23 protein-coding genes and 1 pseudogene are annotated in these 22,023 nt (G+C 61.6%); 17 read left to right on the top strand and 7 right to left on the bottom strand.

Translation table 11 applies throughout. From position 1 onward, the window contains the following. The first annotated feature begins 2 nt into the window (after nt 1–2). On the top strand, nt 3–1,265 hold the full coding sequence (gene clpX / locus AB1451_05545; protein ID MEW6682377.1) for an ATP-dependent Clp protease ATP-binding subunit ClpX: 1,263 nt from the start codon (nt 3–5) through the stop codon (nt 1,263–1,265). Between the two features lie 132 nt (nt 1,266–1,397). On the opposite strand, the gene AB1451_05540 is transcribed toward clpX, so the two are convergent. From AB1451_05540 to pyrE, 5 genes are all read right to left on the bottom strand, one after another. Continuing rightward, nucleotides 1,398–2,228 carry a zf-HC2 domain-containing protein gene (locus tag AB1451_05540; GenBank protein MEW6682376.1) on the bottom strand — a complete coding sequence of 277 codons (831 nt, stop codon included), beginning with the start codon at nt 2,226–2,228 and terminating at the stop codon, nt 1,398–1,400. Continuing rightward, nucleotides 2,228–2,824 carry a sigma-70 family RNA polymerase sigma factor gene (locus AB1451_05535; GenBank protein ID MEW6682375.1) on the bottom strand — a complete coding sequence of 199 codons (597 nt, stop codon included), beginning with the start codon at nt 2,822–2,824 and terminating at the stop codon, nt 2,228–2,230. The genes AB1451_05540 and AB1451_05535 overlap by 1 nt, the downstream gene beginning before the upstream one ends. A gap of 54 nt (nt 2,825–2,878) precedes the next feature. Beyond that, the gene (locus tag AB1451_05530; protein ID MEW6682374.1) at nt 2,879–4,708 is read right to left on the bottom strand and encodes a cache domain-containing protein; all 1,830 of its coding nucleotides are present in this window, start codon (nt 4,706–4,708) and stop codon (nt 2,879–2,881) included. After that, nucleotides 4,705–5,523: an outer membrane lipoprotein-sorting protein gene (locus tag AB1451_05525; protein ID MEW6682373.1), complete on the bottom strand. Its 819-nt coding sequence runs from the start codon at nt 5,521–5,523 to the stop codon at nt 4,705–4,707. Before AB1451_05525 ends, AB1451_05530 begins: the two co-directional genes overlap by 4 nt. A gap of 171 nt (nt 5,524–5,694) precedes the next feature. Continuing rightward, nucleotides 5,695–6,330 (bottom strand): orotate phosphoribosyltransferase, encoded by a 636-nt coding sequence (gene pyrE / locus AB1451_05520; GenBank protein MEW6682372.1) that lies wholly within the window; start codon nt 6,328–6,330, stop codon nt 5,695–5,697. A 93-nt stretch (nt 6,331–6,423) separates the two neighbouring features. On the opposite strand from pyrE, the gene rpmH reads away from it, so the two are divergent. The 12 genes from rpmH (at nt 6,424) to mnmA (ending at nt 16,599) form a co-directional block, all read left to right on the top strand. Then, nucleotides 6,424–6,561 (top strand): 50S ribosomal protein L34, encoded by a 138-nt coding sequence (rpmH, locus tag AB1451_05515; GenBank protein MEW6682371.1) that lies wholly within the window; start codon nt 6,424–6,426, stop codon nt 6,559–6,561. A gap of 14 nt (nt 6,562–6,575) precedes the next feature. Then, on the top strand, nt 6,576–6,914 hold the full coding sequence (gene rnpA / locus AB1451_05510) for a ribonuclease P protein component (protein MEW6682370.1): 339 nt from the start codon (nt 6,576–6,578) through the stop codon (nt 6,912–6,914). Beyond that, entirely contained in the window at nt 6,911–7,165 is a 255-nt protein-coding gene (yidD, locus tag AB1451_05505; GenBank protein ID MEW6682369.1) for a membrane protein insertion efficiency factor YidD, read from the top strand. The genes rnpA and yidD overlap by 4 nt, the downstream gene beginning before the upstream one ends. A gap of 56 nt (nt 7,166–7,221) precedes the next feature. Beyond that, nucleotides 7,222–8,886 (top strand): membrane protein insertase YidC, encoded by a 1,665-nt coding sequence (gene yidC, locus AB1451_05500; protein ID MEW6682368.1) that lies wholly within the window; start codon nt 7,222–7,224, stop codon nt 8,884–8,886. A 12-nt stretch (nt 8,887–8,898) separates the two neighbouring features. Next, complete coding sequence (gene mnmE, locus AB1451_05495) at nt 8,899–10,293, top strand: tRNA uridine-5-carboxymethylaminomethyl(34) synthesis GTPase MnmE (GenBank protein MEW6682367.1); 1,395 nt, start codon at nt 8,899–8,901, stop codon at nt 10,291–10,293. Further along, nucleotides 10,290–10,487 carry a GDCCVxC domain-containing (seleno)protein gene (locus AB1451_05490; GenBank protein MEW6682366.1) on the top strand — a complete coding sequence of 66 codons (198 nt, stop codon included), beginning with the start codon at nt 10,290–10,292 and terminating at the stop codon, nt 10,485–10,487. The genes mnmE and AB1451_05490 overlap by 4 nt, the downstream gene beginning before the upstream one ends. Nucleotides 10,488–10,503: 16 nt before the next feature. After that, nucleotides 10,504–12,384, top strand: a complete 1,881-nt coding sequence (gene mnmG, locus AB1451_05485) for a tRNA uridine-5-carboxymethylaminomethyl(34) synthesis enzyme MnmG (protein MEW6682365.1) — start codon at nt 10,504–10,506, stop codon at nt 12,382–12,384. A 10-nt stretch (nt 12,385–12,394) separates the two neighbouring features. Further along, nucleotides 12,395–13,036, top strand: coding sequence for a 16S rRNA (guanine(527)-N(7))-methyltransferase RsmG (gene rsmG / locus AB1451_05480; protein MEW6682364.1), 642 nt, complete (start codon nt 12,395–12,397; stop codon nt 13,034–13,036). Nucleotides 13,037–13,138: 102 nt separating this feature from the next. Further along, complete coding sequence (locus AB1451_05475) at nt 13,139–13,909, top strand: ParA family protein (protein ID MEW6682363.1); 771 nt, start codon at nt 13,139–13,141, stop codon at nt 13,907–13,909. A gap of 23 nt (nt 13,910–13,932) precedes the next feature. After that, nucleotides 13,933–14,811: a ParB/RepB/Spo0J family partition protein gene (locus AB1451_05470; protein ID MEW6682362.1), complete on the top strand. Its 879-nt coding sequence runs from the start codon at nt 13,933–13,935 to the stop codon at nt 14,809–14,811. A gap of 43 nt (nt 14,812–14,854) precedes the next feature. Further along, a complete protein-coding gene (locus AB1451_05465) occupies nt 14,855–15,277 on the top strand; it encodes a polymer-forming cytoskeletal protein (protein MEW6682361.1) in 423 nt (140 codons plus the stop codon). 233 nt (nt 15,278–15,510) lie between these two features. Then, nucleotides 15,511–16,599, top strand: coding sequence for a tRNA 2-thiouridine(34) synthase MnmA (mnmA, locus tag AB1451_05460; protein ID MEW6682360.1), 1,089 nt, complete (start codon nt 15,511–15,513; stop codon nt 16,597–16,599). Nucleotides 16,600–16,666: 67 nt separating this feature from the next. On the opposite strand, the pseudogene AB1451_05455 reads toward mnmA, so the two are convergent. Both AB1451_05455 and AB1451_05450 read right to left on the bottom strand, forming a co-directional pair. After that, nucleotides 16,667–16,883: pseudogene (locus tag AB1451_05455) on the bottom strand (tyrosine-type recombinase/integrase). Next, nucleotides 16,789–17,031 (bottom strand): phage integrase N-terminal SAM-like domain-containing protein, encoded by a 243-nt coding sequence (locus tag AB1451_05450; protein ID MEW6682359.1) that lies wholly within the window; start codon nt 17,029–17,031, stop codon nt 16,789–16,791. The pseudogene AB1451_05455 and the gene AB1451_05450 overlap by 95 nt, the downstream one beginning before the upstream one ends. A gap of 569 nt (nt 17,032–17,600) precedes the next feature. Here AB1451_05450 and AB1451_05445 point away from each other — a divergent pair. The 4 genes from AB1451_05445 (at nt 17,601) to ltrA (ending at nt 21,722) form a co-directional block, all read left to right on the top strand. Continuing rightward, the gene (locus AB1451_05445) at nt 17,601–18,008 is read left to right on the top strand and encodes a hypothetical protein (protein MEW6682358.1); all 408 of its coding nucleotides are present in this window, start codon (nt 17,601–17,603) and stop codon (nt 18,006–18,008) included. Between the two features lie 517 nt (nt 18,009–18,525). Further along, the gene (locus AB1451_05440) at nt 18,526–19,227 is read left to right on the top strand and encodes a hypothetical protein (GenBank protein MEW6682357.1); all 702 of its coding nucleotides are present in this window, start codon (nt 18,526–18,528) and stop codon (nt 19,225–19,227) included. A gap of 115 nt (nt 19,228–19,342) precedes the next feature. Next, the gene (locus AB1451_05435) at nt 19,343–19,969 is read left to right on the top strand and encodes a hypothetical protein (protein MEW6682356.1); all 627 of its coding nucleotides are present in this window, start codon (nt 19,343–19,345) and stop codon (nt 19,967–19,969) included. A 442-nt stretch (nt 19,970–20,411) separates the two neighbouring features. Continuing rightward, nucleotides 20,412–21,722 carry a group II intron reverse transcriptase/maturase gene (ltrA, locus tag AB1451_05430; GenBank protein MEW6682355.1) on the top strand — a complete coding sequence of 437 codons (1,311 nt, stop codon included), beginning with the start codon at nt 20,412–20,414 and terminating at the stop codon, nt 21,720–21,722. The last annotated feature ends 301 nt before the right edge of the window (nt 21,723–22,023 follow it).

Below are 22,023 nucleotides of genomic sequence, written 5' to 3'. Positions count from 1 at the left end.
GGGTGGACGACAAGCGAAAAGCAGACCGGCCGGAGGCGTTGCGATGCTCATTTTGTGGAAAGAGCCGCGACGAGGTCCGCAAGTTGATCGCCGGCCCGACGGTCTATATTTGCGACGAGTGCATCGACCTCTGCAACGACATCATCGCCGAAGAAGCCGAGACCGAGAAACAGCTCGTCACCTCCTCGTCGTTACCCAAACCGGTGGAGATCAAACGCATCCTCGATCAGTACGTGGTGGGGCAGGAGCGGGCGAAGAAGGTGCTCGCGGTGGCGGTTCACAATCACTACAAGCGCATCAACGCAGGCACGGCTGCGAGCGACGTCGAGCTGCAAAAAGGCAATATCCTCTTGATCGGCCCGACCGGCACCGGCAAAACCCTGTTGGCGCAAACCCTCGCGCGGATCCTCGACGTGCCGTTCACGATCGCGGACGCCACCACATTGACCGAAGCGGGTTATGTGGGAGAAGACGTTGAGAACATTATTCTCAAGTTGCTCCAGGCCGCGGATTACGATATCGAAAAGGCCGAACGAGGGATCGTCTACATCGACGAAATCGACAAGATCAGCCGCAAGAGCGACTCGCCGTCGATTACGAGGGACGTCTCGGGTGAAGGGGTGCAACAGGCGCTGTTGAAGCTGGTCGAAGGCACCGTGGCCAACGTCCCGCCCCAAGGGGGGCGAAAGCATCCCCACCAGGAATTCATCCAGGTCGATACCAGTCAGATTCTCTTCATCTGCGGGGGCGCTTTCGTGGGGATCGAGTCGCTCATCGGTCAGCGCCTGCAGGACCGGGTCATGGGGTTCGGAGCCGACATCAAGAGCCGCGAGGATCGTCGGCTTGGCGACACGCTGGCACAGGTTCAGCCCGAGGATTTACTGAAGTTCGGACTGATTCCCGAGTTTGTCGGCCGGCTTCCGGTCCTGGCCACGTTGGATGATTTGGACGAGCACGCGCTGGTCAAGATCCTCACGGAGCCCAAGAACGCGCTGGTCAAGCAATACGAGCGGTTGTTCTCGTTTGAAAAAGTCCGACTCAAGTTCACGGCCGGCGCGCTGGCCGAGGTGGCTCGGCGTGCCTACGCGCAGAAGACCGGTGCCCGCGGCCTGCGGGCCATTCTTGAGCGCGTCATGCTCGAGCTGATGTACGAAATTCCCTCCTCGAAAAACGTCAAGGAATGCATCATCACGGAAGAAGCGATCCAGAATACCGCGGAACCCATCCTGGTGTACGACCAGGATATGGGAGTCAAGTCCGCGTAGCATCGCCGCACGCCCGTGCGTGCATCCTGATCCGCACAAGCTCCAGCAACCGACCTCGGTCCCCGCGACAGGGAGAGTTCTGCGATGGGTCGAGGAAGATCAGTTAGGCAGAAAACGAATCGCTGGTGGTGATCAGATTCCGTTAAGGCCGTTCGCGAAGCCTGAGACGAGTTCGCGACCGGCGCTTGACTGGTGGCAGAGAAGGCACGCCTGATCCACGGCCCTGCGACTCGAGGATACGAGGACGTAGGTGTACCGGTTGTCGGACCACTCTAAGGTGTGGTAGCCGGACACGTCGGCGGGGTGAAACAGGATATTGCGGAAGCTGATGACCTCCCGCCCGGTCAGACGAGTTTCCTGGGGAGGCATCATGAGAAGCGAGACGGTCTCCCCGCCTGTTCCGTAGGCGAGGTACGCGGCTGGCGTCTGGGAATCGGCGATGACTTTCCCGCCGACCAATTCAAACCCGGGCAGTCCTCTGCTGGGTATAGCCACTTCAAAGGGTAGTTGGTTTGACAGCCATGAGGACACCACCGTGCCATCCGTACTCGTGACGTCCAGCGCGGCCGGGTCGCGCAGATAGGTGGCGTGCGCATCGACCGCGAGTGTGACCAGGCGGGGCACGCGGGCTTTCGACTCGCTCATTGCCACGAATACGGCCACGGCAGCGGTCAGCGCGATCGCGGCTGCCATCCACGGCAGACGACGAAAACGCTGCGCTCGAACGCGATGTCTGACTTCTCGGTCCAATGCCGCCTGCAGGCACCGGGAAGTGAATTCAGGCGCCGGGGCGACGGTCACGCTGCGATGCACTAGGCTCTGGAATTCTTTCTCGGCGAGAAAGTTCTCTCGGCAGTCCTGGCACTCTTGGAGATGCGATTCGACGCGAAGCGATTCTTTGACGTCCAATTGACCGTCGAGGTAGGCGTGCACCAACTTCATGATGGTGGAGCAGTCGTACATCAGGACGCGTCCCTGTGGGCGGGGCGGTCGGCCTGCCGACCTTCGCCGGGGTGCCAGTAATCCCGTAGCGACTTCTTGAGCAGGTTGCGGCCTCGAGACAGTCGCGACATCACTGTGCCCAGTGGACACCCCATGATCTCCGCGATTTCTTTGTAATCGAAGCCCTCGACGTCTTTGAGCAGCACGGCGAGCCGCAATTTGTCAGGCAACGCGATGAGGGCCAGCTGGATGTCGCGCCGGAAAACGCCCCGTTCGTGACGATCGTACGCAAACAGCAACAACGGGGCGGGTGATTCGTACGGTTCATCGTCAACGATATCGATGTCCGACAAGGAGATCTCACGGGCCCGTTGGTGATATCGGTTGATGAACAGGTTTTTGGTCAAGGTGAACAACCAGGCCTTATAGTTGGCGATGTGTTCGTAGCGATGATAAAAGCGAAACGCCCGCAGATACGAGTCCTGGACAAGGTCGTGGGCATCGTCGCTGTTGGCCGTCAGGATCATGGCGAACCCGTAGAGCGAGTCGAGATACGGGAGCGTTAGCTCTTCGAACTCGGTTTTCCTGGCCTGCTCTGGTCCGTTAAAGCCAAGCATTGTACAATTTAGACCATTCGTACTAGGAGAATATTCTCCTGTCGGATCGAGCGTTTAGGGGGAGGATGGGGCCTCCCGACTCTGCGCAGCCAACGCCGTGTGTTCGATGGTCACCCCGATCTGGCTCCCAACGGACGCCAGCAGCTTTTCCTCCCGCGACGTCAGCGCCCGTATATCGCGATACAGCAGGAACAAAATGCCCAGTACATGATCCCGGGCGATCAAGGGAATACCCGCCAGCGACACGAACCCGGGATCGCTCGATCGCACCCCTTCCAGACGGCCGTCCACCGCCAGGTTCTCGGTCGCCCACAGCTCCCCGGTCTGCCGGACCTGGAGACTGATGTGGTGGATCAACTCGATCAGGCTACTCATCTGCCCCGGCGACAGCGTCGGCAGCTTGGTCGCCGTGATCGGGGATGACCCAGGCGGTGGCTGAGCCATCCAGATAATACCGCCGTCGGCCTCCATGACGTCAAGCATTTTATTCAAGGTCAGGTCGAGCAGCTCCCGCAGTGGCAGGGCTTGGTTCAGCGTAGCGGCGATCGCGTAAAGGATCGACAACTCTCTATTTTGGTGTTCGATTTTCCAGCTCTTCTCTTTGACGTTCTCCTCGAGCCCGATGTAAAACAGTTTGAGTTTGTGCGCCATCTTGTTGAATTGGTTGGCGAGGTCCTCGATTTCGTCTCCGGTCGCGATTTCGATGCGGTGGTTCAGATTTCCTTGACCGATCAAGTCGGCGCCTGCCTGCAACACCTGAATGGGTCGGACAATCCGACGGGCGGCGAGGAGTCCCAGGAGGGCAAAAATCAGGGTGCCGACCAATCCCGCGACGGCAATCCAGCGCAGCAGGGTGAAAATCGAGGCATAGCTCTCGGAGGGATTTTGGCTGGTGACCACGTACCACGGCTGACCGCCGAAGTTGTCGAGGTCCAGGCGTTGCGTGATCATGATTGGGGCGTGACCATTGAGGGCCTCGCGTCCGGGGTAGTGGACGTCATCGCGCGTGGCGATCCACCCTGCGCGGTCCTGCGTAACCGCGGCGATTTGTGCGGCGGTCAGGGTATGGCTCTTGGCAGGCGCCATCGGACAGAACACCACGTCTCCGCGTTTGGTGACGATCATCGTGTGGTCGGTTGTTCCGATCTTGGCGGAGGTCACGCCACGAAGCAGCGTGTCGGCGCGGGTGACCACGGCCAACACGCCGATCGCCTGTTCGTTTTTGAGAATGGGGGTGGCGATCACGATGGCCGAGTCTCCGGCTTCGGTGATTCCTTCAGGACCGCTGATGAAGAGGCGTCCGGTTCCGTTCTGGGAGGCCTTGGTCCACCACGCCTCCTCGCTGTAGTCGTAGCGAGCGGGCTGGCCTGCGGCTGCCACCAGCGCTCCGTAGGTATTGGTGACCAGGATGGCGACGTACAATTTGGGGTCGGGTGCCTGGGACACGAACCTCCTCAGCGACGCGGTGGCGCGATTGCCTTGAATTTCGAGGAGGAACGCGTCGACGCCCTGGGCGTGCCGCCAGCGATCGTCGATGTCGCGGATTCTGGCGCGGACCTGTTCCGGCGAGTCACTGCTGAAGAAGGCGTTGGATTCCTCGACCAAGGACAGGACGGCCTGTGCCGAAGCCAGCAGTCGGGCTTCCTCGATGTGGTGGCTGAAGAGGGTGTCGATGTTGGCGCTGGTCGATGACGCAAGCTCCTCGAAACTGCGCCCGATCGCGGTCTTGAGCGTCGCGGTGCCGATGAAATAGATGAAGCCGAGCGCCACGGCGCCTGAAACCAGGCCCGCGGTCAGCATGAACAATCCGAGGCGAGTTTTGAGCCGCGGCCGCCATAGCCGCAGGCGAAACCGAGTGGGTCGCCCGGTTTCCCCGGTGGTCATGGCAAGTGATCGAGCCCCAGTTTCATCGATCGTTCGCTGAAAAAGGAATCCTGAAGCCCGGAGTCCGTTTTAATATCGTTGATGCTCAGATACGTCTCGGAACCGGTCTGGGCGTTGTTGATGACGACCTTCTCCCACACCCAGGCGTCTTTGATGGGTTTCCAGGTGATGTACTGCGTTTTGAGCAGCTTCCCGTGAAGGTCGTAGTAGTCCACACGTTCCTTCAAAAAGGCGTCTTTGGTGATCCATTTGACGACTTTACTGTAGGCGTACAACGGGTCTGGTTTTTTGGGCGTACTTTCGATCACGTAGTAGGAGCGGTTCCCGACCACCTCTTCGCCGATCAGCTTGTGGACGTCGCGGTCGACCGGACGGGACACCATGTCGTTTGGGTTCAGGTCGGAGCTGGCGATCCCCGCGGTCTCCGCATTGGGCAACAGCTTGTTGACTTTATTGAGGATCGGGATATACAACCACCGGTCCGCGGGTTTGCCGCTTCGGGGATCGTATGACCACAACATGAACGAGCTGCCTTTTGCGTCCGGGGGATACTCGTTGAACACGAGCACCTTGAAGTCCAGTCCGTTCTGTCCGCGGTAGTTTTTCCAGTAGCGGCGAAGCACCGATTTCCGTTCGCCGCCGTCCGCCTCCTTGATCGTAAAGGTCAACTTCGCGCGCTGATCCTTTCCGGGATGCACATCCTCGGACTTCTGTACGATCTCGGAAGCCAGAAGCGAAGCCTGGGTTTGCGCGGGCGCGATCACTAACCACGCACCGAGGCAGCCGAGTGCCAAAACAGCCCTGCGTCGATTCACACGTCCCTTCCTTTCCGATGAGGCGACGGAGTGTCCGCTTGTTCAGGGAGGCGGGACCTCGCGCCGGCCACGATGTCGGTTGCGGCTTGGGACGGGCATCTCACGGATGCCGGCGCCCTCAGAAGCCGTCCCGCGGACCGCCTGACGCAGCCCGACTGGTTATAAGACGGCTCATGAAGCGCTGGCATTCCACAGGGCCAAGAAATCGCTGATGGTGTACAGGCTTTCGAACGGCACGCCTCGTCGAGCGATCGCCTCGCGGCCACCCTCGTCGCGGTCAACGAGAGCGATCACCTTCCGAACCGGATGCCCGAGCTGAAATAAGACGTCCAACGCCTTTTCGGTTGATCCGCCGGTGGTCACCACGTCGTCCACCACGGCGACCGGCGCTCCGGGGGGCAGGGGGCCCTCGATCCACCCGGCGGTGCCATGGCCTTTGGGTTCCTTCCTGACCACAAAAGCGGCGATCGGGGCGCCCGCCGCCTCGCTGGCGATTGCGGTGGCGAGCGCGATCGGATCGGCGCCCAGGGTGAGCCCGCCGATCGCGCGGATATCCGTACCCCGGACGCGCTCGAACACCAGCCGGCCGACCAGTGTGGCGCCTTTGGGATCGAGAGTGACCAGTTTGCCGTTCAGGTAGTACCGACTGAGGGCACCGGACGCCAGTCGAAACGCCGGCTCTTGGCTGAACCGGAATCCCCGCTCGAAGAGCAAGCGAAGCAGCGTGTCGCGATCCGCGGCGGTCGTCGTGGAAAGGGACGCGGATCGCTCGTCGAGGTCCGCTGCGTTCGTTGGTGTGCCGTGCATCTGTGTGGTCGAGTCGTAGGGTTTGACACCCCCAGGGGGGTTCCCTATAATATGGCGTTTTTTCGGAAATAACAAGCACGGGGGTCCACACCGATGTCGGTCACGATCAGGCAGCCCAGCAAATTGCGCCGCAAGCGCACTCACGGATTCCGCAAACGCATGTCCACAACCGATGGGCGTCGTGTGCTCAAGCGGCGCCGCGCCAAGGGGAGAAAACGCCTGACCGTGTAAACGGCGCGGGCCCAGTGGGGCGGATCACACGCAGTGTGGAGATCCGAAGGATCTTTGACCGCGGTCGACGCCTTTCCCGAGGCCCTCTGACTCTGATCGGCGTTCGCCAGGATCCGGGTCGGGAGATGCGCCGGGTCGGGGTGATCGTCGGGCGCCGGTTCGGCGGAGCGGTTGCGCGCAACCGGATCAAGCGTCGGTTGCGGGAGTTGCTTCGCACGCACCCCGACACCGTGCCGCCAGGCTGGGACTGGATTCTGCTACCGCGCGCGCCGGCCGGAGTGTGGTCCTCGGTCACCTTGAGCCAGCGGGTCTCCGCGCTGTTTGACAACTGGAGACATCCCGAAAAGCGATGAGACGGCTGCGTTCATCCTGGAATCGATTCCGCCAGAAGCCCGCCGCGACCACGTGTCTGGCGCTCCTGTGGGGATATCGCGCGGCGGTGTCTCCGCTGCTCGCGCCACGGTGTCGCTTCCTCCCGAGCTGTTCGGCGTACGCGACCGAGGCGGTGGACCGTCACGGCGCGGCCCGCGGTGTGTGGCTGACGGCCCGCCGACTGCTGCGCTGTCACCCGCTGCACGCGGGCGGATACGATCCGGTGCCGTGAGGACTGCTCCGCTGCCTGCCGCCGGCACCTGACCGGCACGTCTTCTCTCCGACGCCATGGAACGCAACGCCGTCCTGTTTCTCATTCTGTCGATTGCGATCATCATCGGGTACTCGGTGCTGTTTCCTCCCGCGCCGCCTCCCCCGACCGGTGATGGCGCGCAGGGTCAAGCGAGCTCGACGAGCGAGCCCGGGTCCGGAGGGAATGCGCCCGCTAAGGCGCCGCCGGAGGCGGTCGCGGCTTTACCCCCTGCGCCGTCTGGCACCGTCGCGGGTGCGGAACGGACCGTCGTGGTGGAGACGGATCTGTATCGAGCCGCGTTGTCCACGCGCGGCGGCGTGATCACCTCGTGGCGGTTGGCGCGGTACACCAACGGCCCTGAGAACCAGACTCCGATCGACTTGTTGACGCCGCCTCCCGCCGGGGGGTTGGGCCCGCTATCGGTGGTGGTCGACGGGAGTGACGAGGAGGTGCGGCGCACCTTCCAGGACGGCTTGTTCACGCTGGAAGGCGACGATCTACGCCTGACCGCGAACCATCCCACCGGGACCCTGCGATTCGAAGCGCGAGCGCCCGGTGGAGCCGTCCTCGTCAAACGACTGACGTTCCACCACGACGAGTACCTGGTGGATGTTGAGGTGACGACCTGGGGACTCGAGGGGAGCTATCGCCTGACGTTGGGCGAGAACTTCGGAATTCGCGAATGGGGCGACGCGACGTTCGTGGGCTATATCGGGCCCAGCAGCCTGGTCGATGGCAGGGTCATCCAAGACAAGCCGTCCAAGCTCGAGCAGCCGGCGGTGCATCCCGGGCGCGTGAGTTGGACCGCGCTGCAGGACAAGTATTTCCTGACCGCGCTCATTCCCGCGTCGCCCATCGGCACGGTGGTCGCCGAGCGATTCGCGGAGAAGCGGCTGACCATCGGCCTTCGCGAAACCGCGCCCGCGGACGGCAAACCCGTGGCCGTCCGTCTGTATGCAGGCCCCAAAGAGTACGACCGACTGGCTGCGCTCCAGATCGGCTTGCAGGAGACGATCGACTTCGGGTGGTTTATCTACGGGAGCTGGTCGCTCGTGCGGCTGATCGCCGAGCCGCTGTTCCTGCTCCTGCAGTTCCTGCACGGGTTCACCGGCAACTACGGCGTCGCGATCATCTTGCTGACCACGCTGATCAAGACGGCCTTCGCGCCGTTATCGCACAAGAGCTTCGTGTCCATGAAGGCGATGGCGGCCCTGCAGCCGCAAACCCAGGCGCTGCAGAAAAAATACAAACACGACAAGATGCGGCTGAACCAAGAGTTGATGAGCTTGTACAAGACCAACAAGGTCAATCCTCTTGGGGGATGTTTGCCGATGGTGGTCCAAATCCCGTTTTTCATCGCCTTGTTCAACATCCTCTACACCTCCATCGAATTGCGGCAGGCGCCGTTCGTCGGCTGGATCAGCGACCTGTCGGTTCAGGATCCCTACTACGTGCTGCCGATCCTTATGGGGGTGACCATGTTCGTTCAGCAGAAGATGCAGCCGACGACCATGGATCCCCGTCAGGCCAAGATCATGCTGATGCTCCCGATCGTCTTCACGTTCTTCTTCCTGGCGTTTCCCGCCGGGTTGGTGCTGTACTGGATGACCAACAATATTCTGACCATCCTGCAACAGTACGTGACGCTGCGGTACTATAAGCCGCAACCCCTCGTGATCCCCAAAGGGTTGTCCACGTGACCGAGGGTTCGGATGCCGGCTCGTTCAGCTCCGCCTGACACCATCTGTGCGATCGCGACCGCGCCCGGCGAGGCCGCGATCGGCGTCATCCGTCTGTCCGGACCTGCGGCGATTGCCGCGGCCGACCGCGTGGTGCGCCTGCAGTCCAACCAGCCGGTGAAGGCCCTCGAAGATCGTCGCGTGGCGTTCGGCCACGTGATCGATGAATCCCATAAAGGTATTGTCGACGAGGTCCTCATCACGGTGATGCGGGCCCCGAAGAGTTACACACGCGAGGACGTGGTCGAACTGTCTTGCCACGGTGGACCGCACGTGCTCAAGCGGGTCGTCGGCCTGCTGCTCGCTCCTGACGTGCGCATGGCTCAACCCGGCGAGTTTACCCGACGCGCGTTCCTCAACGGCCGCATCGATTTGGCGCAGGCCGAGGCCGTGATGGACTTGATCCGCGCCCAGAGCGATGCGGGTGCGCGCGCCGCGGTGGCGCACTTGCGCGGCGAGCTGTCGGCAGAAATCCGCACCCTGCAAGAGCGGTTGGTCGGCCTGCTGGTCGAGATCGAGGCGAGCATCGACTTCTCCGAAGAGGGCTTGGAGTTTCTCCCGCGCGAAGCGCTGGTGGCAGCGGTGGACGAGGCGCGATGCGAACTCCGGCGGCTGCTGGCCACAGCCGATCGCGGGCGCATCGTCCGCGAAGGAGCATCAATCGTGATTGCAGGTCGGCCCAACGTGGGCAAGTCCAGCCTGCTCAACGTGTTGCTGCGCGAGAACCGCGCGATCGTGACCCCGATTCCAGGCACGACGCGCGATACGATTGAAGAAGTGGCCGACCTCGGCGGGATTGCTGTGCGATTATCGGACACCGCCGGCCTGCGTCAGACGACCGACCCGGTGGAGGTCGAAGGCATTCGCCGCACAAAGAACGCGGTCGATACCGCTGATCTGATCCTGGCTGTATTTGACGGCTCCGAGGCGCTGGCAGACGATGATCAAGCGCTGTTGGCTGAGATGAAAGAGCGTCCAGTGATCGCGGTGGCCAATAAGGCGGATCGGCCACAGCGTGTAGATGTCGACGCGATCTCCGAAGCGCTGGGCGGAACATCAGTCCACCGGGTCTCCACCGTCACGCGCCAAGGCATCGAAGCCCTGATCGGCGAAATCGTGACCCGTTTCAACGGAGGCGTGGCGGCCAAGGATGGTGCATTCGTGACCAAGCTCCGCCACGTCGATGCGCTCAAACGCGCCGAATCCGCTCTTGTGCACCTGCAGGAAACACTGGATCAGGGCGGCCCTCACGAGTGTCTTGCCCTGGATCTGCGTGGTGCCGTCGATTCGCTTGGAGAGATTTTGGGGACCGTGACAACAGACGACGTGTTGAACGAGATATTTTCCAGATTCTGCGTTGGAAAATGATGACCTCAACCACGATCACGTGTCCACAGTGCCGGGCTGAGATCAAGGAAATAATGCCTCTTGACGCATGGCTGATCAGCTACGAATGTCGCGCTTGCGGGGCAACATTGCGACCCAAAGCTGGAACGTGCTGCGTCTTCTACGACATGCAATCGATCAAAACCACTGTTCCACGTGGAACAGTCACCGAATGATCGCCAAAGTGGTGCGATGAAGACCGGACTAAACTTGGATATCATCGTCATCGGCGCCGGCCATGCAGGGTGTGAGGCGGCGCTGGCAGCGGCTCGGATGGGGTGCCACACCTTCCTTTTCTCGATGAATTACGAGAACATTGCCCAGATGTCGTGTAATCCGGCCATTGGCGGGATTGCCAAGGGACATCTGGTCCGGGAGATCGATGCGCTTGGCGGGCAGATGGCGCGCACCATTGATGAGACTGGTATTCAGTTCCGAATGCTGAATACATCAAAGGGCCCGGCGGTACGGGCGCTGCGGGCGCAGGCGGACCGCGTGCGATACCGGCTGGCCATGCAGGCCACGCTGGAGGCCCAACCGAGTCTCACGATCGTGCCCGAACAGGTGGATCGTGTGGTAGCGGGCGATGGACGCGTTGAGGGCGTGGTGACCAAGGATGGGACGCTGTATCGCGCAAAGGCCGTGATCGTCACGACCGGCACGTTTCTGCGAGGGCTGATCCATGTGGGCCTGACTCGGTTTTCCGCCGGGCGCGCGGGCGAACCTGCAGCGGAGGGACTATCCGGCAGCTTGGAAGCGTTGGGGTTCACGCTCGGCCGGCTGAAGACCGGCACGCCGCCGCGGTTGGACGGCCGCACGATCGATTTTTCCGTCACCACACCGCAGCACGGAGACGATCCCCCTCGGCCGTTTTCCTATCGTACGGACCGCATTTCCCAGGCGCAGGTGCCGTGTTTTCTGACCTACACGAGCGCCGAGACACACCAGATCATCGCCGACAATCTCGATCGCTCCCCGCTCTTTACCGGTGTGATCCAGGGCACTGGCCCGCGGTATTGTCCGTCGATCGAAGATAAGATCCACCGGTTCAGCGACAAAGAGCGCCATCAAGTGTTCCTGGAACCGGATGGTCTGGATACTCCCATCTACTATCCGAACGGGATTTCCACGAGCCTGCCGGTCGATGTGCAGCATCGATTCGTGCGGACGATTCCTGGCCTCGAACGCGTGGAGTTCATCAAGCCCGGGTACGCGATTGAATACGACTTTGTTCCACCCACGCAGCTCTGGCCCACGCTCGAGACCAAGCTGGTGCCGGGCCTTTACCACGCGGGCCAGATCAACGGGACGTCGGGATACGAGGAAGCCGCGGCACAGGGCCTGATGGCGGGTATCAACGCGGCGCTGTCTGTGCAGGAGCGCGAATCCGTGGTGTTGGAGCGCTCCCAAGCCTATATCGGGGTGTTGATTGACGACCTTGTCACCAAGGGCACGAACGAGCCGTACCGGATGTTTACGTCTCGCGCCGAGTACCGGTTGCTGCTTCGGCACGACAATGCGGATGTCCGCCTGATGGACCTCGGAGCAGAGATCGGCCTGATCGATGCTGAGACCCACCAGCGGTTTAGGGCGCGGCGGGCTTTGATAGAGGGACAAATCGCAAAGCTCTCGCGCACCCGTGTGTCGGCTGTCGCGCCATCATCAGCTCGGCCAGGATTTTCGTCGGATATTACAGCAGCTCAGTTCCTGAAGCGCCCGGAAGTCGGGTTGGCTGACCTGGCTGAGATGTGGCCTGAGTTCGCAGCACTTGATCCCGAGCTGGCAGAGCAGATTGAGCTGGAGATCAAGTACGAGGGATACTTAAAGCGGCAAGAGCAGCACGTTGCCAGATTCAAACAGTTTGAGGATCGGAAGATCCCGATCGGATTCCAGTTCGCCCAGGTCGTTGGGCTGTCCCGAGAAGTGGTCGAGAAACTGACTGCTGTCTCCCCGCGCTCTCTGGGCCAGGCCTCGCGCATCTCCGGCGTGACACCAGCCGCGCTCTCGCTTCTGCTCGTGGCGCTTGAACGTGAACGCCGTGGCGGATCAACCACCAGGCTCCAGCCCGCCTGATCACTCTCGGGTGAAAGCTGTCACCCCGCTTCAGATCCTCGAACGTGGCGCCGCTGAACTGGGCGCGCACCTTTCTGCAGCCCAACTCGGTCAGTTCGAACGGTATCTCGTCGAACTCCAGAAGTGGAATCGCAGGATCAATCTCACCGGGACCACTGATCTCCAAGAACTGATCAGCAGGCATGTGCTCGATTCCTTGGCTGGCCTTGCCGTGTTGGCAGATGTGCCTCCGGGCGCGGAGGTCGCTGATCTAGGATCGGGGGCTGGGTTTCCAGGCCTTCCCATCAAGATGGCTCGACCCGACCTACGCATGACCTTGATCGAGCCGCGTCAGAAACGTGCTGCGTTTCTGACCACGGTCTGCGCCCTACTCAAGCTCGAACGAGTGACCGTGGTGGAGACGACGATTTCGCTCAAACAGATGCCGACGGACCTGGGCCATCGATTCGACTGTGTGTTGATGCGCGCGGTCACCGAGCCCCGAATGGCCAAGGCGCTCGCTGTGCCGTTGCTCGCTTCGGGCGGTCGAGTCGTGATCTGGGCGTCCAGGGAGCAGGCGGATCGCGCTGGAGCAGGGTTCGTCGTCCATCGGTACCACCTCCCCGAAACGAACATCGCCTCTGCTCTGCTGGTCGCGCGTACGACCACGTGAGACCACATCGAGATGTTCCACGTGGAACATCTCTCACAAAAATTGTCCACGTCTATCATTTGATCGCGTGGTTGTGCTACCATGCGGCCCGTTGAGCGGACCATGGACGGAGCCAGCCGCGTCATCGCAGTCGCCAACCAGAAGGGCGGTGTGGGAAAAACCACCACTGCCGTCAACCTTGCGGCGTCCATTGCCGTGGCTGAGCGACGCGTCCTCCTCGTTGATCTCGATCCCCAAGGCAATGCCACCAGCGGGGTCGGTCTGCACGGTGAACCTGGAGCCGGGAGCTACGCCGCGCTCATCGGCGCGTGCAAGGCGGCCGAGGCGATCCGAAAGACCGATCTGCAGTTCCTGGACGTGATTCCGGCTGACGTGCATTTGACCGGCGCGGAGGTCGAGCTGGTTGGCCTGCCTGAACGCGAGTTGTTTCTCCGGCGGGCGCTGGATCCGGTGGTGGGCGACTATGAGTTCGTGTTCATTGATTGCCCCCCCTCGCTCGGGCTGCTGACGGTGAATGCGCTCACGGCCGCGCGGTCGGTCATGATCCCGGTGCAGTGCGAATACTATGCGATGGAAGGGCTCAGCCGATTGCTTGATACGATCCGCCATCTGCAGCAATCCGTGAACCCGGATTTGCGTATCGAAGGGATCTTGCTGACCATGTACGACCCACGCAACAATTTGTCGGTGCAAGTCGCGTCCGAAGTGCGAAGTCATCTGGGGGAGTTGGTGTTCGATGCGATCGTTCCGCGCAACGTGACGCTTGCCGAGGCCCCAAGCCACGGCAGACCAGTCCTGCTGTACCAAATCGCATCGCGCGGCGCGCAGTTGTACATGCAGCTTGCCAAGGAGGTGCTCAAACGGACGGCATAGAACATCAACACGCCGCCTCGGCGGTGAAGGCCCGCCCCGGAGGCGAGCGCAAAGCATTGGGACGGGGTCTGGAGGCGCTCTTGGGAGACGCGAGCCCACCTCCAGAACGGGGCCAGGGTGTCATGATCCCGGTGCACCTGATCACGCGAAGCCCGCACCAGCCGCGCAAGCGCTTTGCCGAGTCGTCCCTTGAGGAGCTGGCCGCTTCCCTCAAGTCCCAAGGGGTCCTGCAGCCGGTGGTGGTTCGAAAAATACCGAATGGGTATGAGTTGATCGCCGGAGAGCGGAGGTGGCGCGCCGCACAACGGGCGGGGCTGGCCGAGATTCCGGCGGTGATCAAGGAGGCTTCGCCCGAGGATGCCACGGTGCTCGCGCTGGTCGAAAACCTCCAGCGCGAGGACTTGAACCCCATGGAGGCGGCTCATGCGTTCCGCCGGCTGATGATGCAGTTCGGTCTGACCCAGGATGATCTGGCCCATCGCGTGCATAAAGACCGGTCGAGCGTCGCCAATACCCTACGGCTGCTGCAACTCCCGGAGGAACTTCAGCACGCAGTGCTCGACGGTCGGTTAAGCCACGGCCACGCCAAGGCTCTGTTGGGACTGGAGCCTGATAAACAGCTCGCGCTGGGCCGCCGCGTCATGGTCGAAGGACTGTCGGTGCGACAGACCGAAGCCCTGGCCGGCGTGGGCTCGCGCAAGAGCCGTCGTCGCTCGGTGCCGGTGGAAGTCGCGGATCTGGAACTTCGCCTCGGGCGAGCGATCGGCACGCGAGTGTCGATTGTCGGAACGGCCCGTGCCGGGCAGATCCGTATCCAGTACGCGTCGAGCGAGGAGCTGGAACGTCTGCTAGAATGGCTGGAGGCTGGACCGGCAGCGTCCGGTTTATCGAAAGGGCTATGAGGGCCCCCGACCCGCAAGGCACGTACAGAGAGGAGACCACGAGATGCTGAACAGGAGAGTGGACGATCGCGAAAAGCGAAGCGGCAATCCCGACGAGATCATCGCGTTTTTGGGCAAGGGCACGCGGTTCAAAGGCGTGGTGACGTATGAAGGCACGGTTCGGGTCGATGGGCACATCGAGGGAGAAATCGTTTCCAGCGGTACGCTGGTGGTGGGCGACACCGCGGTGATCGACGCGGAAGTGTCGGTCGGCACGCTGGTTTGCGGCGGCAAGATCACAGGCAATGTGACGGCGACCGAGAAGGTCCAATTGCTCAATCCCGCCGTGGTCACCGGCTCGATCAAAACTCCCGCGCTGATGATCGAAGCCGGCGTACGGTTCAACGGGCAGTGCGAAATGAAGGGTGAGGCGCGGACCGAAGTGATGCTGGATCGCGAGCCGCTCGCCATCGCGGCGAACGACTAACCGGCGCGGCCGGCCGCCCAGAAGGCGGCGGCTGCTGCGTTGTCACTTCAGCCTCGCATCCTCACGTACGATACAGTACGCTGCGGTGCGAGGCTTCGTTCCGCCTTGCATCCGCCGCCTTCTGGGCGGCCAACAAGGGCGGCCACTGTGGCCGCCCTTGCATTTAGTACCCACAATAGCGAAGATACACGCCTTGGGCAGGCTCTAGGCTTGCCCTATAATCCAACACAAGCATGATGAACCGAGGGAAAAAGGTTGTGGTCGGCCTCAGCGGCGGGGTGGATTCCGCGGTGGTGGCATCGATGCTCGTCGCTCTCGGGTATCGTGTCGAGGGTGTGACGCTGCGCACCTGGTCCGAGCCGGGTGAACGCGAGAAGCGCTGGCAGGATCGCTCGTGCTGCAAGATCGGGATCGCCGAATACGTCGCAAAGGAACTGGGGATTCCGCATCGAGTGATCGACGCGCGGGAGCGGTTTCGTCGCGCGGTGATCGACGATTTTTGCGCTACGTACGCCGCCGGCCGCACGCCCAACCCGTGCGTCTTGTGCAACGAGCGCGTAAAGTTCGCGCTGCTCTCTGAAGCTGCCGAAGAAATGGGCGCTGATTTGCTGGCCACCGGGCATTACGCGCGCGTGGAACACGACGCACGCTCCGGTCGCCATCGCCTACTCAAGGGCGTCGACCCTCTCAAGGACCAGAGCTACTTCCTGTATCGGCTCTCGCAGAATCAGCTCCGCCGCACATTGTTCCCGCTGGGTGGACTCACCAAGGCCGAGGTCTGGCAGCGGGCCGAGGCCATGGGCTTGCCCGTGGACGACATCGCGGAGAGCCAGGAAATCTGCTTCGTCACGCAGAAGGACTACCGGGAGTTCGTGGCGGCTCAACTGCCCGAGACCGAACAGCCGGGCGCGATGGTGGGCGTGGGCGGCGAAGCCCTCGGATCCCATCGCGGCGTGGCGTTCTACACCGTGGGCCAGCGCCGCGGCTTGGGCGTGGCTGCCGGCGAGCGGCGCTACGTCACGGAATTGGACGCCGAGCGCAACCTGGTGGTGCTGGGTGGCGAGGCGGACCTGTACACCAACGCGTGCGAGGTCGAGGACGTGCGCCTGGGTGCGGTGGCCGCCATCACCGAGCCGACCAGGGTGTCCGCCAAGTACCGCTACAAGACACCCGAGGCCTGTGCCACGCTCAGTCCGTATCGCGATGGGCTGCTGCGCGTCGTGTTCGACCAGACCCAGCGCGCGGTCGCTCCGGGCCAGTCCATCGTGTTCTACGACGGCAACGTGGTGGTCGGCGGGGGGGTCATCGCCTCCACCGCATAAATCTTCCGGCTCTCGAAAACCTCGCCCGGGGCCGGTCCCTCGTGCATCTAAGCCAACGGAAGGATGATCAGGCACCCAGATCGTCCAGTGGGCTCACGACGCCGTGACCGCCCTGCTGCAGGACGTGGGTGTAGATCATGGTGGTGGACACATCGGTGTGCCCCAGGAGGTGCTTGAATGGTTCGGATGTCAGTTCCGCGCTGAAGGAGATGGGTGGCGAAGGAATGGCGAAAGGTATGCGCGCTGATCGGCTTGGTCAACTCGGCGCGTCGAACCGCCGCCTTGTGGTGAGCGCATCCGGTGAAAACGAACAAACCGGACGATCCAATCCACGTAGGATCGTTCGGTGTGAATGGAATAGTGGTGAAGGCGGAGCACGTTCCGCACGTCGTCCAGGAGCCTGGGTCGTTGACTTCCCGTCAGGTCAGGCATAAGGTTGGAGCCACGGTGCCCTGATCGGTGATAACGGTATGGGGTAACACTGCCTGAAAACCCCGCCAATATCGCACTATCAGGGCAATTTGGCAAGTCAATCAATGGTTAGACCTCCACACGAGGAGACTCGGAATGGCAAAGAGGAAACCGAAGAAGCAGAATCCAGTGCGGTTCAGGGCGGCGCGCGTCGATGCAACGGTGGGCGGCATCACTCGGCGTATTGAGCGCGACTATCAGCTCCCAGAAGGTTCGGTGTGCTTGGTACTGCCAAGTGGTCGGAAGGCTCACGCCGACGGCAAAGTCAACAATCTACTCACGAGATGGCAGGTCTAACCCGGCACTCAACCCGACCGGATACTAGCGGGGCTCACTCGCTGCGCTCGTCGGCTCGGAGGCCGGCGGGTTAGTTCTGGCGTTAGACCGCGATTGAGTTGATGCTACCCACTGTATCGATAGTGAGCACTCCATGGCGCTATGGAGGCCGGCTGCTATTCCTGACCGTTCTGTTTCTACACTATTGCGTGACAGCCACTTTGTCGTTTGAGCCATCAACATCCGTTATCGTGGTGGATGATACGCTCGACAAGACAAACGAATCGGTGCTGGTCGGGTGGCTGGTGTACGCAAACGCGAGGGCAAAGTGGATAGATTGGAAGTTCATAAGGACATTTCCGGGTCAAGGCGTCTATCGTTATTCCTTCTCGGAAGAGCTGGATGCGCGAAGAAATCTTGTTGAGTACTGGCTCTCCCTGAAAGAAAAGTCTCCTACCCCTGTGGACTCATATTTCGATCAGCTGGCTGATGTTGACCGAGCTGGATTTCTCAAAGAGTACGTCTGGACACACTTCTTCTCTGATCAATGGTTGGAGAAACCTGTCGGTCTTCGTCTAGACGCGTTCGCTAACTGGGAGAATGAGAACTTGCCTGGACATAAGGCACAAACACGTGCCATCGCCAAACCCCGAGACCCATAAGCGGTCTAACCCGACACTCAACCCGACCGGGTGCCGGCAGGGCGGCTCGCTCCCGCTCGTTGTGCCGGGGGCCGGCGGGTTAGTTCGGGCGTTAGGCCACACATGAGTCCACGAGAACTTATCGGGGTGTTGATAGCGGGCATTGGCGCGATGGTTTTCCCATTTGGTCATTGGGTGGCCATCGTCTACTATCCCATTGGAGTCGGACTCATACTGCTGGGATTCTTCCTGGTTTTCGCCGGTCGCCGCGCCCGAAAGCGCGGTTCCGCGGGATACTCAGATCCAAATGATCCCGGCTTTCCTGTTGTCGGTGAGGCGAGAGGATTTCACGGAGCCGCCTTCCGCGAGTCGGACAGTACAACTGACGATGACTGAGTGCTGCCTAACCCGTCACTCAACCCGACCGGCTGCTGGCGGCGCTCACTCGCTTCGCTCGTTGGCTCTGAGGCCGGCGGGTTAGTTTTGCTGTTAGGCTTTCCGGATCGGAGTCATAGCGGGCGCGATGACAGAGTTTAGATTGGAGATGATCCTCCCTTCTTGCTGCGTAGATAAGGATTTACTCCGTGGTCTGGAAGATTACCTCAAGACTGCCATGGGTAATCTTTATGGTAACCAGCAAGAAGCGTTTCGCGATGAATATACTCTGTCTATAACCGATAGCCTCGGTACCGAGGTTCTTAAGAGTATCTCTGACTTTGGCCCAGCCTTGTTTTCCGATCGGACCCAGGGGATTACAGTCGAGGCCAGTCGTCTTTACTCGAAGCAAGAGTTGTTAATGGTCAGACTGCGTTTTCATCGTCGCAGAGCCTCTTCAGAACTGTCTATCAATTGCCATGCACGGAATGCAAGAGAATTAGCGACCGCGCTGTGCGATGGATTGAAAAGACTCTTAGAGCCGCACCGCAACTTTAATTGGTTTTATAACCCCCCAATCGTCGTAGAGCTCATTGTCTTTTCCCTTTCTCCTCTCGTCGTGTTCTTCTCGCCTGCGATGACCCTAAGAAGTCAGAATATCTGGCTAATCACGAGTTGGGTGTCGGCTGGCCTCGTCGTGTTCTATTGGGTTTCAAGAATCGTTTTTAAACCATACAGCTCGTTCGACTCTCGTACGAGCAGAACTCGCAGCACTTTGTGGAACTGGTTCATATATGGGATCATAGGCTTCCTCATTTTCGGTACGGTATTCACCATGGTGAGAATGAGATTCTTTGGGTTTTGATCCAATCGCCTAACCCGGCACTCAACCCGACCGGGTGCCAGCGGGGCCGCTCGCTTCGCTCGTTATGTCGGAGGCCGGCGGGTTAGTTTTGGCGTTAGGTGTACAAGGAGTTCCAATGTCCGAGCCCAATCGCTCAAAGGATATCTGGCGTAAAGCCCGTGAAAAAGCACAGTCGTGGGGAAAGCGTGCGAGAGAAGAATGGGCTGCGGTAAGTGACAGCCAAACAGCTGCGAAAGTTTCAGAGTTCATGGCTCGCGGACTCGAGGTGGGTAAGTCCGCTGCGGGGTACGCCGTTGACTACGTAAGCCCGGTAGCGGCTTTTTTATCTCCAGATGCATTGCTTCGTTGGAGCAAAGGCATCACGGAGGGTGCGGCAACCGTGTACGATCGTGCACTTGACGCCACGTATCTCCGCACGCATATCGGTGGCGGGGAACACCGCTTATTCGACGGTGGTCATGGTCTGGTCGAGTCGTGGAAGAGGGCCGCCGAAGCTCGACCCGACGACGAAACGTTCCAGGAAATTGTGGGTTGGTTGTCCGCTCTCTGGAAGGACGGAACTACTCTCAAAGGGTTGCCATTTGTTGGGGTATCAAAGGAAAGCTTTGATGCTTGGGCAGACCATTTGAGCAGCGTGGTCCCCGGAGTGAGTCGCGACTGGCTGTACGATCTACTTAGCCCGCATTATTCAGTGCGCCACGAAGGCGCAGAGGACCAGCGGATGAGAGATCCGTCCCAGTAGTGGTCGGCTCAACTGGGTAGCGACCCGGGTGGCGGACGGTGGCAACGCCGGCCGTCAAAGCCCCGGCGAACATCGCCCACCGTGGGTGGGTGCGCAACGTCATGGGCCGTAACGCGAGTGAACCCTGAGCAGGCCTCGAAAGTGATGTCGTGGACGCCGACCCGCCTGAATAACGGGGAAGGCCGCCGCGCGTGGGGGAAGCAGCCGATGAGTGCACCCTGCGCGGTCCACCGGGGTAATGGGGACGGCACGTGGGGAAGGTCCTGTGCGAAACGTGGGAGGCCCGGACGGGTGAGGGGTCGCGACCCTCGATGTGGCGTGAGGCCACCGCCCGAGCGGGCGTCGGAGAGGCCCATAGTACTGACGAAGCCGGGTAACGCCGGGGGAGGGAAGGGGCCTCACTTCTGGGGGCTTCGGACGGAGCGAGCGGAAGGGGATTGGCGTGAGCCTTGAGACCCCGGAGTTGATCCGGCAGCTCCAGAGGAAGCTGTATGCGAAGGCGAAGGCGGAGCCCGCGTACCGCTTCTACCGGCTCTACGACAAGGTGTACCGGGAAGACATCTTGGCCCATGCATACCGGCTCTCGCGGCAACACGGCGGAGCGCCGGGCGTGGACGGGGTGCGGTTCGCGGACATTGAGGCGCAGGGCGTGGAGACGTGGTTGGCGGGGCTGAGACAGCAGTTGCACGAAAAGACATACCAGCCAGACCCCGTGCGACGGGTGATGATCCCCAAGCCGGGAGGCGGCGAGCGACCGCTCGGGATTCCGACGATTCGGGATCGAGTGGTACAGACCGCCGCCAAGCTGGTGCTGGAACCGATCTTCGAGGCCGACTTCGAGGACAGTGCCTACGGCTATCGGCCTAGGCGAAGCGCACAGGAAGCCGTGAAGGTCGTTCACACGGCCCTGTGTCATGGATTTACGGACGTGGTCGACGCCGACCTGTCGCGGTACTTCGAGACCATCCCGCACACCGAGCTGATGCAGAGCGTGGCGCGGCGGGTGGTGGACCGAGGCATGTTGAAGCTGGTGAAGAACTGGCTTAAGGTGCCGGTCGAAGATCGCGATGAGCGCGGGAATCGGACGATGACAGGCGGCAAGCGGAGCCGGATGGGCACGCCCCAGGGCGGCGTCATCAGCCCGCTGCTGGCCAACATCTACATGAACCGCATTCTCAAGGCGTGGCGACGACAGGGGAAGGACTGGCAGTACCGGGCGCGCATCATCACCTACGCGGACGACCTGGTGATCGTCAGCCGCGGCCACGCGGCGGCGGCCCTGGAGTGGACACGGAGCGTCATGCGAGCGATCGGGCTGACCCTGAACGAGACCAAGACCGGCATCCGCAACGCCCGCCGAGAGACGTTCGACTTCCTCGGGTATCGGTTTGGGATCGAACGCTACCGGAAAGACGGCCACACGTACGTGGCCGCGCAGCCATCCCGGAAGAGCGTCCGCCGCGTCAAGCAGGCGGTGCGAGGGATCCTGCGGCCGGGGAATCAAGCCCCGTGGCCCGAGGTGGTCACGCGACTGAACCGCGCCTTGCGGGGATGGGCCACCTACTTCAGCTACGGAACGCGCACCCTGGCATATCGGGCAGTGGACCAGTATGTCTACCACTGCGTGCGCCACTTTCTCAGGCGACGCCACAAGGTGCCGACGCGCGGCACCCGGCGCTTCCCGGCCGACCGGATCTTCGGTGAACTCGGAGTCCTGCGGCTGCGAACGCTGCATCTGGGGTCCCCACCGTGAGCCTACGCATGAAACCAGTCGGAGAGCCGGATGCGGGAAATCCGCACGTCCGGTTCGATGAGCGGGGTGGTGGAACCGGGACGATGGGCCACTCGGCGAAGACCCCACCGAAAGGGGCGGTCTGCACTCGGCGCCGCCGGCCCTGGACGTCACCGCGCCCCACCTCGACTCCACCGAAGCGCATGGATAAAGCTCCTATCGGGATATTCCCCATCGTGAGGACGCCGCCGAGGCACGCGCCTCAGGCCTTGCGGGGCTCCCCAGGCATCAGACAGCGTCTGCCGCCTCGTGGGCGCCGGGG

Source organism: Nitrospirota bacterium, from assembly GCA_040757335.1.
GTDB lineage: Bacteria > Nitrospirota > Nitrospiria > 2-01-FULL-66-17 > 2-01-FULL-66-17 > JBFLXB01.
This window is presented reverse-complemented; position numbering and strand designations above follow the sequence as displayed.

Excerpts from the sequence above, each read along its gene's own strand:
- AB1451_05475 (MEW6682363.1), top strand. The coding sequence starts at position 13,139 with ATGGACGGAGCCAGCCGCGTCATCGCAGTCGCCAACCAGAAGGGCGGT.
- yidC (MEW6682368.1), top strand. The coding sequence starts at position 7,222 with ATGGAACGCAACGCCGTCCTGTTTCTCATTCTGTCGATTGCGATCATC.
- mnmE (MEW6682367.1), top strand. The coding sequence starts at position 8,899 with ATGCCGGCTCGTTCAGCTCCGCCTGACACCATCTGTGCGATCGCGACC.
- AB1451_05465 (MEW6682361.1), top strand. The coding sequence starts at position 14,855 with ATGCTGAACAGGAGAGTGGACGATCGCGAAAAGCGAAGCGGCAATCCC.
- AB1451_05450 (MEW6682359.1), bottom strand. The coding sequence starts at position 17,031 with ATGCCTGACCTGACGGGAAGTCAACGACCCAGGCTCCTGGACGACGTG.
- mnmG (MEW6682365.1), top strand. The coding sequence starts at position 10,504 with ATGAAGACCGGACTAAACTTGGATATCATCGTCATCGGCGCCGGCCAT.
- AB1451_05540 (MEW6682376.1), bottom strand. The coding sequence starts at position 2,228 with ATGTACGACTGCTCCACCATCATGAAGTTGGTGCACGCCTACCTCGAC.
- AB1451_05530 (MEW6682374.1), bottom strand. The coding sequence starts at position 4,708 with ATGACCACCGGGGAAACCGGGCGACCCACTCGGTTTCGCCTGCGGCTA.
- pyrE (MEW6682372.1), bottom strand. The coding sequence starts at position 6,330 with ATGCACGGCACACCAACGAACGCAGCGGACCTCGACGAGCGATCCGCG.
- yidD (MEW6682369.1), top strand. The coding sequence starts at position 6,911 with ATGAGACGGCTGCGTTCATCCTGGAATCGATTCCGCCAGAAGCCCGCC.
- AB1451_05490 (MEW6682366.1), top strand. The coding sequence starts at position 10,290 with ATGATGACCTCAACCACGATCACGTGTCCACAGTGCCGGGCTGAGATC.
- AB1451_05435 (MEW6682356.1), top strand. The coding sequence starts at position 19,343 with ATGTCCGAGCCCAATCGCTCAAAGGATATCTGGCGTAAAGCCCGTGAA.
- mnmA (MEW6682360.1), top strand. The coding sequence starts at position 15,511 with ATGATGAACCGAGGGAAAAAGGTTGTGGTCGGCCTCAGCGGCGGGGTG.
- AB1451_05535 (MEW6682375.1), bottom strand. The coding sequence starts at position 2,824 with ATGCTTGGCTTTAACGGACCAGAGCAGGCCAGGAAAACCGAGTTCGAA.
- rpmH (MEW6682371.1), top strand. The coding sequence starts at position 6,424 with ATGTCGGTCACGATCAGGCAGCCCAGCAAATTGCGCCGCAAGCGCACT.